This is a genomic window from Pseudoduganella sp. GW821-FHT11H04, assembly GCF_058807935.1.
Genome location: NZ_JBXARE010000007.1, coordinates 243,535 through 258,075 on the forward strand (window position 1 = coordinate 243,535; position 14,541 = coordinate 258,075).

A 14,541-nucleotide genomic window follows, 5' to 3' on the forward strand; every position below is an offset into this window, starting at 1 on the left:
GCGCAATGAAACGAGGCTTTTACACCATTATGGCGGCGCAGTTTTTCTCGTCGCTGGCCGATTCCGCGCTACTGATCGTCGCAATCTACATGCTGGGCGTCATGAAGTCGCCGGCCTGGATGACGCCGATGCTTAAGGAAACCTTCGTCCTGTTCTACGTGCTGCTGGCGGCCTTTGTTGGCGCCTTTGCCGATGCCCTGCCAAAGGGCCGCGTCATGCTGATCGGGAACATGATCAAGATCTTCGGTTGCGGCCTGTTCTTCTACGACGTCCATCCCCTGGCCGCCTATGCCGTCGCAGGCCTGGGCGCAGCGATCTACTCGCCTGCCAAATACGGCATCCTCACTGAATTGCTGCCGCCTGAAAAACTGGTGGCCGCCAATGGCTGGATCGAAGGCCTGACCGTCAGCTCGATCATCCTTGGCACCGCACTGGGTGGCGCACTGATCGGCGGGCCGGTGTCTGCCGCCTTGCTGGCCTTTGACGTGCCAGGCATCCAGACCGGATTCGATACGGTCAGCGAGATCTCGCTGGCCTGGGTCGGAGTGATTTACCTGCTGGCGACCCTGTTCAACCTGCGCATTCCGGACACCGGCTATGTGTATGAGCGCCAGGAACGCAATCCCTTCCTGCTGGTGCGCGATTTTGCGGAATGCTGCAGCATCCTGTGGCGCGACAAGCTGGGCCAGATTTCCCTGGCTGTGACCACCCTGTTCTGGGGCGCCGGTGCGACCTTGCAGTTCATCGTGCTGGAATGGGCCAAGCAGTCGCTTGGCATGCCGCTTAACCGGGCTACAAGCACGGTTGCAGTCGTCGTGGTCGGCGTGGCCCTGGGCGCAGTGATGTCGGCGCGCTTCATCACCTTGCGCAAGGCGCTGTCGGTGATCCCGCTCGGGATCGCAATGGGCGTAATCGTGATCTCGATGATCTTCGTGCACGACCTGCGCATTGCTTACGTGCTGCTGCTGGTGGTTGGCGCGCTGTCCGGCTTCTTCGTGGTGCCGATGAATGCGCTGCTACAGCACCGGGGCCACGTTCTGATGAGCGCAGGCCATTCGATTGCGGTGCAGAATTTCAATGAAAACCTGTCCATCCTGACCATGCTGGCCGTGTATGCCGGGATGATGAAAATGGGCCTGGCGCTGAACACCATCATCGTACTGTTTGGCTTGTTCCTGGCGGGTTCGATGCTGGCCATCATGGCGCTTCATGCAGCAAACCAGCGCGTACAGGATTCACTCGCGCTGATCGGCGAGCACAAACATTAATTAAGCGGGCAAAGCCCCGTTTCCACGGCGCGCCTGGGCACGGGCGCGCCAATCGTCCGGCACGACGAAGCCGCGCTCCACTTCCTCCAGCCAGCCCCCCTCCTCCTGCACCGTTGCGACCAATACGGGACCGGGATCGGTGGTGAATTTTTCCGCCAGTACGTCCAGTAATGCGCTTCGCGTAAGGGGCTCGGGCGTTGGCGTTGCTTCGCTGCGTTCGAGCGGCGTGCGAAGGGGCGCGAGCCAATGCAGGCGCGGCATCACCACGTATTGCTCGCCGGGCCCGGCGGCTTGCTCACTATGCGTTCGCCAGTGGCCGCGGCAGTGGTCGGGCGAGATGCCTTCGATTTGCGGCTCCGCTTCGGTGGCGTGATAAAACAGCCAGCCTTTGACCAGGGCTTGCGCGCTGGTGACTGGCGCCGGCACCACCTGCTGCGCGGCGGGATGATGGGCCAGTTGCAGTTGTGCGTTGAAGATCTTGCGCATCTTCAGGCCGAGCGTGTCGGCCAGGTTGGGGCCGATCAGGCGATTGTAATTTCCCGCATCGGGGTCGCCGTCGAGCAGGTAGAACTTGGTGGCGAATTCGATGTGGCGCAGGCCTGTCTCACCCTCTTTATGCAGCAGGAAGTCGAATTCGCCGATGGTGCCGTTCTTGCCGTCCCGGACCTGAAGGCCGTGGGCGGCCAGCTTGCCGTGCTCGGCGAAGTAGAAGGCCATCAGCTTTTCGGCGTACAGGCCGAGGCGCGTGTAGAAGCGGTTGCCGAGCGCCGCGTCCAGCGGGGATGGGTCGGCATCAAGGTCGTCCAGCCAGTTGGCGACGGCGGGCGTGATGGGATCCAGGGTGGCGATCTTGCCTTGCCAGTGCGGGCTATTTGGGTCGAGCAGGTCGGGCGAATCGAGCAGCCAGGCCAGCGCGCGGACGTGGGGCCGCGCGAGATGGCCCCACTTGCGGTGGAATGATCTAGCGTCGGCCGGCATGGGCGGCTTTGGCAAGGCACAGGTCCTGCCATGCCTTGGCCTTTTCTTCCGGCTTCTTCAGCAGGTCGGCCGGGTGGTAGGTGGCGACGACTGGCACACTGCCGTGCAGCATGATGCGGCCGCGGGCGGCGCCGCCCAGCAGGCCTTTGCCGGTGGTGTGGCCGAAGGCGACGATGACTTTTGCCTGCGTCAGTTCCAGCTCGCGCTGGAGGTATGGACGGCAGGCTTGCAGTTCTTCTTCGCTTGGCGCGGATGGGGCGTGGCACTTCACCAGGCTGGTGAGGTAGGCGCCTTTTTCCGTTGTCTGGCCGACAGCTTTCAGCATGTTGTCGAGCAGGTAGCCGGGGTCGCCGGCGAATTGGTAGCCTTCGGTGTCTTCATCCTGGCCTGGGGCGGTGTCGAGGGCGATCCAGGTCGCCTGTTCGTCGCCTCGGCCAGCGACGGCTTGCTGGCGGGTTTCGCAGCGTCCGCAGCGCGTGCAGCTTGCCACGGCGGCTTGCAGGGCTGGCCAGTCCATTTGGGCGATTTCTTCGTCACTCACCTGCCCTGCGACCACGGCGCGAGCTGGCGCGTCGCTGCGGGCAGCGGCGGGCGCTGCCGGCTGCTCGTCGTCGAACCATGATGGCGGTTCGTCCATCGGAATGTCGTCGAATGCTGGCATGTCGTCGGCCATAGCGGGAGGCGGTGCGCTTGCAGCGCGCTGCGGCATCGGCTGGCGGCCTGGCTGCATCGGTTGGCGGGCGGGCGGCATTACTTGCGCCGGTGCTGCTGGACGCGGTGGCTGCGCGGCGGCGGGCTGCTCGGGAGCTGCCACTTTCTTGCGCTGCGCCTTGTATTCCGGCGTTGGGGCGTCGTCAAACCAGGACATGTCCTCGCCGGTCGACGCGATGCTTGGCGTGCCGGGGACGCGCGTCGGCGCGGCTGGTGCGGCCGGCGCTGCTGGTGGGACATGGCCCGCGTCGCCGGGGCGGCCTGGCGCCGTCGCTGCGGTGCGTGCGGCGGCAGCTGCGGCTGCGACCGGAGATTGAGGCACGGCGGGCGCCATTGCGTGGGGCGGCGCGGATGCTTGGACCGGCGCGGGCATATGAACTGGTGCGGCTTCGGCGGCGGAAACGAAGGCGTCCGGGGTAACGGTGCCTGCGTCAGCATCGGCAGCGGCGTAAGCGTCGGCATCAGCGGATGCAGGACGATTCCGCAAGCGCCATTGCGGGCCTACGCCCATCTCCTCCAGGAACACAGAGTTACGACGATCAGTCATAAGCCAAAACGCATCACAATGGCGTCCTCGCGGGTTGAATTAGCCGATGGGTAGTAACCCTTGCGGCGCCCGATTTCAGAAAAACCGTAGCGTTGGTAGATCTCCAACGCGCGAACGTTGGACGGCCGCACTTCGAGCAGGATCGATTCCATGCCCAGCCCGCGCGACAACGCGACGGCCTGGTTCACCAGCAAACGGCCCACGCCCCGGCCCTGCCAGGAACGCGACACGGCCACATTCAACAAGTGCGCCTCATCGACAATCCCCATAACGAGGAAGTAGCCCATCAACTCGCGGTCCTGCGCGCGCAGCACCCAGGCGTGATAGCCCTGCGACAGGGAATCGACAAAATTGGTGCGGCTCCACGGGTAGGGATAAACTTCCTGCTCCACCGCCACCACCTCATCGAGGTCGCTTTCCTGCATCGGCTCGTAAATGAGCCGGGCCAGATCCCAGGTTTGTGCCATCATGCCTGCGCCGCCTTCATCACTTCGCGTTCAGCCTTGGTGTAGGCGACCTTATTACGCAGGTAAAGCGGCTGCGCCTCTGCGGCGGGAACGGCGTGGCCGGCGGCGAAGGCGACGCGGCCCAGCTGCGCAACCTGCACTGCGTGCGGCATGATTGCACCATCCGCGCCGCCGGCAAACGCTTTGCCGGCAAAAGCTTCAGAATAAGCGCCAAAGCCGTTGCCGCAAGGGCGAGCCGGACCAGAAGGCGCGACCGCGCCAGGCGCGGACAAGGCTGGCGGCAGCACGGCGACCGGCTGCCCGCCTTCAAATCGGTATTGCGCCCAATAGACTTCGTTCATGCGGGCGTCAAGCACCGTCAGGACTTCGTCCGCGCCGTGACGCTCGCGACAAGCCAAGGCCATCGCGTCAAGCGTAACAACCGGCAGCAGCGGCAGGCCGGCGCCAAAGCCCAAGCCCTGGGCGATGCCGCAGGCGGTACGCACGCCGGTGAAAGAGCCGGGGCCGGCGCCATATGCTATGGCATCGCAATCGCGCAGGACAATGCCTGCCTCCGCCAGCAATTCCTGGATCATGGGCAGCACGGCCTGGGAATGGGTGCGGACACCGGACGATTCGCGGAAATACACGCGCTCCCCGCGCAGCAAGGCGCAGGAAGCCATTTCGGAGGATGTTTCGATTGCAAGAATGGTAGCCATGGCCGGTATTTTACCCTGTGGGCATGTACAATAGCACCCCATGCACAGCACTACCCTACATGCCGACAACCGTGCCGAAGTAGCCGCCGCGCTGGCGCAGGACCACCTGGTGGTCGCCTGCCTGTGCGCCGCCTGGTGCGGCACCTGCGCATCCTACCGCGCAGTATTCGAGGAATTGGCAAGCCGCCACCCGGACAAATACTTCCTGTGGGTCGATATCGAAGACCACGCCGACTTGGTGGGCGACCTCGATGTTGAGAACTTCCCTACCCTGCTGATCCAGCGCCACGAGCACGTGGCCTTCTTCGGCACCATGCTTCCCGACCCGAACGTGGCTCACCGCCTGATCGAAACCCAGGCGGAACTCAGTGACGAGGAACTGGCGCAGCAGGCAGCGTCCACCGAGGAGCGCCGCCAGTGGCAGCAGGAGTGCAACCTGCGTGCGCTGCTAGATTAGGCGTAAAGGAAGACTGCGCAGGCGCTGCCCGGTCAGCGCAAACACCGCATTCGCCACCGCCGGAGCGATGGCAGGCGTCGCCGGCTCGCCAACGCCTTCCGGCGGCTCGGCGCTCAGTACGATGACCGTTTCCACCGCCGGCACCTCATTCATGCGCAGCACCGGATAGTCGCCGAAATTGCTTTGCGCGACCTTGCCGTCCTTGATGGTGATTTCGCCGGCCAGTGCTGCCGACAGCCCATACACCACTGCCGATTCAACCTGCTGTGCGATGATATTCGGGTTCACGGCCAGGCCGCAGTCGATCGCACACACGACGCGGTGTACGCGGATCTGCTTGTCCTGCACCGAAACTTCCGCCACCTGCGCGACGATGGTGCCAAAGGACTGGTGCAGCGCCACGCCATGGGCCCTGCCTTCCGGCGCCTGGCCTGCTTTGGTCACGGCCGCCTCCAGCACTGCCAGGTGGCGGGGGTGGTTCAACAGCATGGTGCGGCGGAATTCCACCGGATCCTTGCCGGCCGCACTGGCCATTTCGTCGACGAAGCTCTCCTTGAAGAAGGCATTCTGCGAGTGCCCGACCGAACGCCAGTTCCCCAGTGCGACCGCGCCGTCGACCACCACATGGCTGATCGACTGGTTGGGAATTTCGTACTGCATGTCGTACACGCCTTCGGCGGTCGAACGGTCCGGGCCCGCGCCCGGCAAGCCCAGGTTGCGCTTGGTGAACTGGTGCGTCAGCGCACCGCCCGCCGTCTTCGCTTCCCAGGCAATGATATTGCCCGAAGCATCCAGGCCGCCCGTCATGCGTGCAACCGCGGCGGGACGGTACACATCGTGGGTGGTGTCGTCTTCGCGGGTCCAGATCACCTGCACCGGCAAGCCCTTGGCTTCGCGCGCAATGGCAACGGCCTGCGCCACCATGTCCGCTTCCAGCCGGCGGCCAAAACCGCCGCCCAGCAGGTATTCATGCAGGATCACGTCCGATTCGCCGACACCACCTACGCGGGCCGCGGCGCGGCGCGCAAAGGTCGGCGCCTGGGTGCCGACCCAAACGGTGACCTTGCCGTCCTTGACTTGGGCCGTGCAGTTGATCGGTTCCATGCAGGCGTGCGCCAGGTACGGCACGCGGTACAGCGACTTGACGGTGCGCAGCGCGCTGGACGCATGGCTTATGTCGCCGCGCTTGTGGTAGCTGTCGCCATCTTCAGTATCGAGGGCACTTGTCAGCGAAGAGTAAATCGTATCGCTCGAGAGCTTGGCATTGGCGCCATCGTCCCAGCGGATCGGCAACGCTGCCGCCGCCTGCCTGGCTTGCCAGAAAGAGCGCGCCAGTACCGCCACGCCGGCCCCGGCGCCGTAATGTTCTTCGATAGCGTTGGAAAAATCGACGACGGCCAGCACGCCCGGCATCTTCACCACTTCAGTTGGCGTGACGCCGGCGATCTTGCCGCCTACCACAGGCGACATGCGCACCGCGGCGTAAACCATGCCTTCCGGGCGGACGTCGATGCCGTACATGGCGGCGCCTTCGGACTTGATGCGCGAATCGCGGCGCGGCACGCTGCTGCCAATCAGGCGGAAGCTGTGCGGGTCTTTCAGCGTCACCTTGCCCGGCTGGCCAAGCGCCGCGCGTGCTGCAATGGCGCCGTAGCCAAGCGATTTCTTGCTGATGTCGTGATACAGCACGCCATTCTCGGCGCGAATCTGCTCGGCCGGCACTTTCCAGTCCAGGGCCGCCTGCGCCACCAGCATGGCTCGTGCGGTAGCGCCGGCTTCACGCATCGAGGTCCAGGCATCCTTCACGCTGGAGGAGCCGCCGGTAATCACCACGCCCATCTCGCGCGCCACCTTGCCCAGCATCCAGGTAGCGAAGGCGCGCGCACGGCCCGAGTCGTCCGGATGGAAAGGGAAAGTCTCGCGCATCACGGCGACGTTGCCGTAGATTTTGTCGGCCGGCGCCTGGATCAATTTGATCGCATCCAGGCTCACATCCAGTTCTTCCGCCACCAGCATGGGCAGCGCTGTATACACGCCCTGCCCCATCTCCGCACGCGGCATGGCCAGTTGCACGCTGCCGTCTGGCGCAATGGCGATCCAGCCGTTCAGCGCGACGGCGCCGTTTTCCAGCGGCAGCGCCGCATTGCCGCGTACGCGCTGGCGGGCAGGCATCACGCCCCAGCCGACCACCATGGCGCCAGCGGCGGCAACACCGCTAAGCAGGAAGCGGCGGCGGGAAATCTTCTTCGGTGTCAGCATGGCACTCTCGTTATGGCAGCCAGCGCTGCAGCAGATCGTCCGGCATCACCGGACGGCTGTAATAGAAACCCTGCGCCTGGTTGCAGCCATGGCGCAGCAGGAAGGCTGCCTGCTGCTCCGTCTCCACGCCTTCGGCGATGACGGACAGGTTCATGCTGCGTCCCAGCTGGATAATGGCAATGGCGATCGCCTCGTCGTTGGCGTCGGTCGAAATGTCCTTGATGAAGGAGCGGTCGATCTTCAGCGTCTGGACCGGCATCTGCTTCAAGTAGGCCAGCGAGGAATAGCCGGTGCCGAAATCGTCGATGGCCAGTGATACGCCGACAGCGTGCAGGTCATTGATGAAGGCCAGCGCATCGCCGGTGTTCATGATCACCGATTCGGTGACTTCCAGCTGCAAGCGTTCCGGCGCCAGGCCGGTTTCGCGCAGGATGTCTGCCACGCGGGTCACCATGCTGCCGCGCTCGAACTGGCGCGCCGACAGGTTGACCGCCATCTTCGGCACATTCAGTCCTGCCTCGTCCCAACGCACCATCTGGCGGCAGGCTTCGTACAGCACCCACTGGCCCAGCTGGTCGATAAAGCCCGTATCTTCGGCCAGCGGAATGAAACGCACCGGCGGCACCAGGCCAAGCTCAGGATGGTTCCAGCGCACCAGCGCTTCCACGCCGAGCAGCTTGCCGGTATCGATTTCCACCTGCGGCTGGAAGTTCAGGAACACTTCCTGTTTCTCGATAGCGCGGCGCAGATAGGTTTCCAGGCGCAGGCGTTCGACGCCCTCGCCCGTCATGGATGGCTGGTAGAAGCGGTAACCGTTACGGCCACGCGCCTTGGCCTGGTACATGGCCACATCAGCGTTACGGATCAGCATATTCAGGTCGCTGGCGTCGGTCGGGAATACCGAGACGCCGATCGAGCAGGTCACGAATAGCTCGTGGCCCGCCACCATGAACGGATGTTCGAACATGCCCACCAGCTTTTCCGCTACCTGGCCGGCGCCGTACTGGCCTTCGACATCTTCCAGCAGCACGATGAATTCGTCGCCCCCCAGGCGCGCCAGCGTATCGCCTTCACGCAGCTTTTCGGACAGCGCGTGCGCCACCTGCTTGAGCAGCTCGTCGCCGATATGGTGGCCCAGGGTGTCGTTGACGTTCTTGAAGCGATCCAGGTCAATGAACAGCAGCGCCAGTTGTTCGTTGGCGCGTGTAGCGCGCTGGATGGCGTGCTGCAGACGGTCGTGGAACAGCAGGCGGTTCGGCAGCTGCGTCAGTGCGTCGTGGTGGGCCAGGTGATCGAGCTTTTCCTGCGATTCCTTGACCAGGGTGATATCGCTGAACACGCCGACATAGTGGGTCGTCACGCCGCGCAAGTCGCGCACGGCGGTCAGCGTCAGCCATTCCAGGAACAATTCACCGCTCTTGCGCATGCTCCAGATTTCGCCGCGCCAGTAGCCATGTTCGACCAGCTCTTTCCACAATTCGGCGTGGAAGCCCTCGTCGTGGCGGCCGGAGCGGGTCAGGCCCACGTCGTGGCCCAGTGCTTCGATTTCTGTATAGCCAGTGATCTGGGTGAAGGCCGGGTTGACGGCGACGATGGTGCCTTTGTCGTCGATCACCATCACGCCATCGGCAATGTGTTCCAGCACGGTAGCCGACAGGCGCAGTTTTTCCTCCGCTTCCTTGCGGGCGCTGATGTCGGCGTAGACCCAGATCGAGCCCTCATTCGGACGGTTCTGGTCGATGGCGCAGCCGGACACCATGCACCAGAACAGCGAGCCGTCCTTGCGGCGGTAATTGCGTTCTTCGCTGAAGTACTCTCCGCTGCCCAGCGTGGAATATTGGCGCGCGCCGGCCGACTCGAAATCGAAAGCGGTCGGGAATACGATGGCGGTGGAAGCACCGATCATCTGCCCCGGCTCGTAGCCGAACAGCTCTTCGCAGCGGCGATTCACCGACACGATGGTCCGGTGGCGCACGAACATCACACCGAACATCACGTTATCCAGGATCGCGCTCTGCTCGGCCAGCAGGCCCTCAATGCGCATTTCATTGTGCTTACGCTGGCTGATGTCGTAGATGATGCCGTCAACCCAAGGCGAGCCGCCAGCCTCCGCCGCTTGCGGCTGGCCGTTCTCCGCCACCCAGCGCTCGGTGCCGGTGGAGTCCATGATGCGGTACTCGATTTCGTACGGCTTGCCGTCCTGGATCGCCTGCACCACGCAGCGGCGCTGGCGTTTGCGGTCTTCCGGACAAATCAGGTTGGCCCAGGCATGGGTGGTGCTGCGCATGAACTGGGCAGCGGAATAGCCGGAGATTTCTTCGATCGCGTCGGACACAAAATCGATCGGGCCATCGGGACGGAAGCGGAACACCGCGCCCGGCACCTGGGTCACGATGGTGCGGAAGCGCTCTTCGCGCTGGGCGATGTCTTCGAACAAGTGCTTGATCGCCACCCGCATCTGGTCCAGCTGGCCGGCCAGGCGACCCAATTCATCGCTGCCGCTTAATTCCATGCGGGTTTCGAAATCGCCATGCGAGAGGCGATCCGAAAAGCGCATCAGCTTGCGCAGGGGCTTCAGCAGGCGCTGGTTCAGGAACAGCACGATCAGCAGCAACGAAACGGTGAGCTGGGCCGCCAGCACGAAAACGTAGGACAGCTGCTTCTCGCGCAATTCCTGCTGGCTGCGCGCATCGTCCATTTCGACCATGATCTTGCCGATCTTCTCGCCGCGCACCGTGATTTCGCGCTCGGCGCGCACCACGTTGCCGATGACGCGCTTGGGCGCTTCCACGTGCATGAACTGGGTGTCGGCCTGGCCGGTGACCTGCACTTGCAGCACCGAGCGGTCGCGCATGACCGATTCGACCAGCGAGTGGGCCGAATCGGCATTCATATTCCAAAGGGATTCCTGCATGCCGAGGGCCAGGATGTCGGCGTTGCGCTGCAGGGATTCGTTGAGGGCCGTCTGCGCAGATTTTTGTTCGTGCACGCCGATCAGCAGATAAGAGCCGATAATCGCAGGAATAACCAGGCCGCCGAATACCACCAGTAACAGCGCGCCATAAATGGACAAGCCATACAATGCGCTCAGGCGGGACCTTAGTTTGTTATAAATATTCCGAGCCATCAAAGCGGGTCTGGTGGAAAAAGATTATCCAGCAGCAATTATGCACGTAACTTGATATCATCGCCACTCTATATCAGAGGAGTTTCCCTATGTCGTTTTCTATGTATTCCGCTTCGATTCCAGTATTCCGCCAGCTTCTGGGCAGCCTGCTGGCCATCCTGGACAAGGCTGAGGCTCATATCGAAGAGAAAAAGATCGACCCGAATGCCCTGCTGCAGTTCCGTTTGTTCCCGGACATGCTGCCGTTTACCCGTCAGATCCAGATTGCTGCCGATTTCGCCAAGGGCGCTGGTGCGCGCCTGGCCGGTGCGGATGTGCCTGCCTACGAGGACACTGAAAAGACCATTGGTGAACTAAAACTGCGCATCCAGCGCACGCTGACTTTCCTGGACTCGCTGCCACGCCAGGCGATTGAGGATTCGGCCCAGCGTTCGGTCACTACCGGTAGCGGCGAGAAGGCCAAGCAGTGGGTGGGCCAGGAATATTTGATGCACTACGCGCTGCCGCATTTCACTTTCCATGCGACGACTGCTTACAACATCCTGCGCCACAATGGGCTGGAAATTGGCAAGAAGGACTTTATTGGGGCGTGGAAGGCTGAGTAAAACCGTCTAAACCGGTAAACCGGGGTCAGACCCAAGGGTCTGACCCTGTCTGCGGTACCGCTAGGGGTTTCGGTTGTGCGAAGTTGATCTTCGACGAACGTCAAAAGCCTATAACCAGCACATGGCCCGAAGACCGTTGGGGGTCTGACCCTGCGGGTCAGACCCTGGTTTACCGGGTTTAATCAGCTATTCCGCCGTGGATATCCTTGAGAAAGAATCCGCTCCCAAACCTTCTCCTTCTCCTCCGCACTCATCGCCACCCAGTGCGCGACCTCGATGTAGGTGCGCCCACACCCCCGGCAAATCTCATCAAACGTCGTCGAGCAAACCGCCACGCAAGGCGTATCCGGCCGCTCCGGAACTTTATCTTCTGCCATCACTTCACCTGCAAATCCAGCTTATCCCAGCCCTCATGGCCGAGCTTTTCCATGGTTTCGATATTCTTCTCAAAGATATCCGCCGCCTCCGGGAACGCCTCCACCGCGCGGTCAATCGACGCCTCGCGCAAGATATGCAGGGTCGGATAAGGCGAACGGTTCGTATAGTTCGAAATATCGTTCTTATCCGTGTCCGCAAACTGGTAATCCGGGTGGAAACTGGCCACCTGCAGCTCGCCATCCAGCTTCAGCTCTTCCAGCGCAGCATCCGCCACGTCCAGGAACTCGTTGTAATCCTCAAAATCCTGCAACACCAGCGGATGGATCAGCAGGGTCGTATCGACCACTTCCGCATCCTCCTCAGCCAGGAATTCCAGCTCCTTGATCAGGTCTTCCAGCAATTCTTCCGGCGAAGAAGCCTCCGACACCACATAGCGCACCTGCTTTTTCACATGCACGGCCTTGGCGAAGGGGCACAGGTTCAGGCCGATCACAGCCTTCTCCAGCCACTGCTCGGTAGCCGCGATCACGGCCTCGTAATCCACTCGAGTGTTGCTCATCTATACATCCAAAAAACGTTATCCAAGGCGCCAATTATATAGCCACTTCGACATATTTATCCAAGAAAATCAGTGACATAGCGAATTTTTTCTTGACTCGACCGGCATTCAACCCTACACTCCCGCCTTAGGTAGTAAGCCCATTGTTACTTCACGACAACTGCGAAACGCTATGCAAGATCGAATCAAAAATGCTGTCCTGATCGCCCTGGCACTGAGTGCCGCGGTACCAGCAGCCTCCGCTTTTGCAGCCGCTGAAGCGCCGAAATCTGTCGTACTGCAACCTGCCGTCGAAGATTACAAGGAAACCGATGTCTGGGGCCGTATCCGCTCTGGCTACGCCATTCCGGACGTGAACAACGCCCTGGTGTCCAAGCACGTCAAATGGTACGCCGACCGCCAGGACTACCTGGATCGCACCACCGCACGCGCCTCGCTCTACCTCTACCACGTGGTGGAAGAGCTGGAAAAGCGCGGCATGCCGACCGAACTGGCCCTGCTGCCGTTCATCGAATCCGCCTTCAACCCGCAAGCCCTGTCGAGCGCCAACGCCGCAGGCCTGTGGCAGTTCGTACCGGGCACCGGCCGCGACTACGACCTGAAGCAAAACGCATTCAAGGATGACCGCCGCTCCGTGCTGGCATCCACCGACGCCGCCCTGAGCTACCTGCAGCGCCTGTACACCATGTTCGGCGACTGGCACCTGGCCCTGGCCGCCTACAATTGGGGCGAAGGCAATGTACAGAAAGCCATCAAGCGCAACCAGGCTGCCGGCAAGCCGACCGATTTCGAAAGCCTGTCCGAGCTGATGCCAGCCGAGACCCGCAACTACGTACCGAAGCTGCAGGCCGTCAAAAACATCGTCGCCAACCCAGCCCAGTACGCCGTACACCTGCCGGTGATCGACAACGAACCCTACTTCACCGCAATCGACAAGACGCGCGATATCGACATGGCCCTGGCCGCCAAGCTGGCTGAAATCTCGGTTGACGAATTCAAGGCCCTGAACCCACAGTTCAAGAAGCCTGTCATTACCGGCAACGAACAGACCAAAATCCTGCTGCCGACCGAAAATGCCGCCAAGTTCGCCACCAATCTGGCATCGTGGACCCACGCCCTGTCGAGCTGGACCACGCATAAGATTTCCAGCGCCCGCGAAAGCATCGCCTCCCTGGCCCGCAAATTCGGCACTACCCCGGACGCAATCCGCCAGGCGAACAATATCCCGCAAAAGTCGGTGCTGAAAGCCGGTTCGACGATCCTGGTGCCGACCGCCTCCGCCGCCCTTGGCCCGGATATTTCGACCGACATCATCGAAAACGCAGCACTGGCTGTAGAAGCCGAACGTGCGCCAAAACGCAGCAACTACCGTCAAGCTTCCTCCTCCCGCAGCGATTCCAAGCCTGCGGTCAGCATGGTGAAAGCGCGCGTAAAGCGTGACGAAGCTGGCAAATCGAAGTCCCACCGCAGTAATTGAACGCATTAAACGCGCGCCGGCCCTTGCTAAACTTGCAGGGCTGGCGTCATGACGTTTACAATCCCGTTCTTGCGGTATAACCCCATTGGAGTAGATATGGCTTTCTTGCAAGGCAAAAAAATCCTGATTACTGGCGTCCTGTCCAACCGTTCCATCGCCTATGGCATCGCTAAAGCTGCCCACCGCGAAGGCGCCGAACTGGCTTTCACCTACGTTGGCGAGCGCTTCAAAGACCGCATCACTGAATTCGCGGCCGAATTTGGCAGCAACCTGGTCTTCGACTGCGACGTGAGCAGCGACGAACAAATCGCCAACCTGTTCACCGACCTGGCCAAGAGCTGGGATAGCCTGGACGGTTTCGTGCACGCTATCGGCTTCGCCCCGCGTGAAGCGATTGCCGGCGAATTCCTGGACGGCCTGTCCCGCGAAAACTTCCGCGTGGCACACGACATTTCGGCTTACAGCTTCCCGGCCATGGTGAAAGCCGCCCTGCCGCTGCTGAAGCCTGGTTCCTCCGTGCTGACCCTGTCCTACCTGGGCGCGGTTCGTGCAATTCCTTACTACAACACCATGGGCCTGGCCAAGGCATCGCTGGAAGCCTCCGTGCGTTACCTGGCAGAGAACCTGGGCCAGCACGGCATCCGCTCGAACGGCATTTCCGCCGGTCCGATCAAGACCCTGGCCGCCTCCGGCATCAAGGACTTCGGCAAACTGCTCGGCTTCGCCGCCGGCCACGCCCCGCTGCGCCGCAACGTGACCATTGAAGAAGTTGGTAACGCCGCTGCCTTCCTGCTGTCCGACCTGTCCTCCGGCATCACCGGCGACATCATGTACGTCGACGGTGGCTTCTCGCACGTGATGGGCCTGAACTCGAGCGACTACGAGTAATCTTCGCATTTCGCCAAATCCGAAAGCCGCCTCCGAGCGGCTTTTGTTTTTAAAGTCGGGGTCAGGTCGAGCAAACGGACAAAGCGCATGCGCTTTGTCCGTTTTCTCCTGTTTCTTCTCCC

The 14,541-nt window shown here is 62.0% G+C and carries 13 protein-coding genes; 5 read left to right on the top strand and 8 right to left on the bottom strand.

The genetic code is table 11. The features are described from left to right. The first annotated feature begins 5 nt into the window (after positions 1-5). Positions 6-1,268, top strand: coding sequence for a lysophospholipid transporter LplT (gene lplT / locus AC1RTP_RS17640; RefSeq protein WP_498609020.1), 1,263 nt, complete (start codon positions 6-8; stop codon positions 1,266-1,268). On the opposite strand, the gene AC1RTP_RS17645 is transcribed toward lplT, so the two are convergent. From AC1RTP_RS17645 to tsaB, 4 genes are read right to left on the bottom strand one after another with little or no spacing between them, the layout of a single operon-like run. Next, the gene (locus AC1RTP_RS17645) at positions 1,269-2,261 is read right to left on the bottom strand and encodes a DUF1853 family protein (RefSeq protein ID WP_498609022.1); all 993 of its coding nucleotides are present in this window, start codon (positions 2,259-2,261) and stop codon (positions 1,269-1,271) included. Beyond that, complete coding sequence (locus AC1RTP_RS17650) at positions 2,230-3,504, bottom strand: uracil-DNA glycosylase (RefSeq protein ID WP_498609024.1); 1,275 nt, start codon at positions 3,502-3,504, stop codon at positions 2,230-2,232. Before AC1RTP_RS17650 ends, AC1RTP_RS17645 begins: the two co-directional genes overlap by 32 nt. Continuing rightward, on the bottom strand, positions 3,501-3,971 hold the full coding sequence (gene rimI / locus AC1RTP_RS17655) for a ribosomal protein S18-alanine N-acetyltransferase (protein WP_498609097.1): 471 nt from the start codon (positions 3,969-3,971) through the stop codon (positions 3,501-3,503). Before rimI ends, AC1RTP_RS17650 begins: the two co-directional genes overlap by 4 nt. Then, positions 3,971-4,669, bottom strand: a complete 699-nt coding sequence (gene tsaB / locus AC1RTP_RS17660) for a tRNA (adenosine(37)-N6)-threonylcarbamoyltransferase complex dimerization subunit type 1 TsaB (RefSeq protein WP_498609025.1) — start codon at positions 4,667-4,669, stop codon at positions 3,971-3,973. Before tsaB ends, rimI begins: the two co-directional genes overlap by 1 nt. 40 nt (positions 4,670-4,709) lie before the next feature. Between tsaB and AC1RTP_RS17665 the strand changes: the two genes are divergently transcribed. Next, positions 4,710-5,126 carry a thioredoxin family protein gene (locus AC1RTP_RS17665; protein WP_498609027.1) on the top strand — a complete coding sequence of 139 codons (417 nt, stop codon included), beginning with the start codon at positions 4,710-4,712 and terminating at the stop codon, positions 5,124-5,126. Here the strand turns inward: AC1RTP_RS17665 and AC1RTP_RS17670 are convergent. Together AC1RTP_RS17670 and AC1RTP_RS17675 are read right to left on the bottom strand one after the other, a co-directional pair. Continuing rightward, the gene (locus AC1RTP_RS17670) at positions 5,118-7,385 is read right to left on the bottom strand and encodes a xanthine dehydrogenase family protein molybdopterin-binding subunit (RefSeq protein WP_498609028.1); all 2,268 of its coding nucleotides are present in this window, start codon (positions 7,383-7,385) and stop codon (positions 5,118-5,120) included. The genes AC1RTP_RS17665 and AC1RTP_RS17670 overlap by 9 nt on opposite strands. A 10-nt stretch (positions 7,386-7,395) precedes the next feature. Beyond that, positions 7,396-10,512, bottom strand: a complete 3,117-nt coding sequence (locus AC1RTP_RS17675; protein WP_498609030.1) for an EAL domain-containing protein — start codon at positions 10,510-10,512, stop codon at positions 7,396-7,398. A gap of 89 nt (positions 10,513-10,601) precedes the next feature. On the opposite strand from AC1RTP_RS17675, the gene AC1RTP_RS17680 reads away from it, so the two are divergent. Next, a complete protein-coding gene (locus AC1RTP_RS17680) occupies positions 10,602-11,117 on the top strand; it encodes a DUF1993 domain-containing protein (RefSeq protein ID WP_498609032.1) in 516 nt (171 codons plus the stop codon). Positions 11,118-11,299: 182 nt separating this feature from the next. Here AC1RTP_RS17680 and AC1RTP_RS17685 read toward each other — a convergent pair whose 3' ends face one another. Both AC1RTP_RS17685 and AC1RTP_RS17690 read right to left on the bottom strand, forming a co-directional pair. Further along, complete coding sequence (locus AC1RTP_RS17685) at positions 11,300-11,494, bottom strand: DUF1289 domain-containing protein (RefSeq protein ID WP_498609034.1); 195 nt, start codon at positions 11,492-11,494, stop codon at positions 11,300-11,302. Next, positions 11,494-12,054 carry a DUF1415 domain-containing protein gene (locus AC1RTP_RS17690; protein ID WP_498609035.1) on the bottom strand — a complete coding sequence of 187 codons (561 nt, stop codon included), beginning with the start codon at positions 12,052-12,054 and terminating at the stop codon, positions 11,494-11,496. The genes AC1RTP_RS17685 and AC1RTP_RS17690 overlap by 1 nt, the downstream gene beginning before the upstream one ends. 172 nt (positions 12,055-12,226) lie before the next feature. On the opposite strand from AC1RTP_RS17690, the gene AC1RTP_RS17695 reads away from it, so the two are divergent. Both AC1RTP_RS17695 and fabI read left to right on the top strand, forming a co-directional pair. Beyond that, positions 12,227-13,531 carry a transglycosylase SLT domain-containing protein gene (locus tag AC1RTP_RS17695; protein ID WP_498609037.1) on the top strand — a complete coding sequence of 435 codons (1,305 nt, stop codon included), beginning with the start codon at positions 12,227-12,229 and terminating at the stop codon, positions 13,529-13,531. Between the two features lie 96 nt (positions 13,532-13,627). Next, complete coding sequence (fabI, locus tag AC1RTP_RS17700) at positions 13,628-14,419, top strand: enoyl-ACP reductase FabI (protein WP_498609039.1); 792 nt, start codon at positions 13,628-13,630, stop codon at positions 14,417-14,419. The last annotated feature ends 122 nt before the right edge of the window (positions 14,420-14,541 follow it).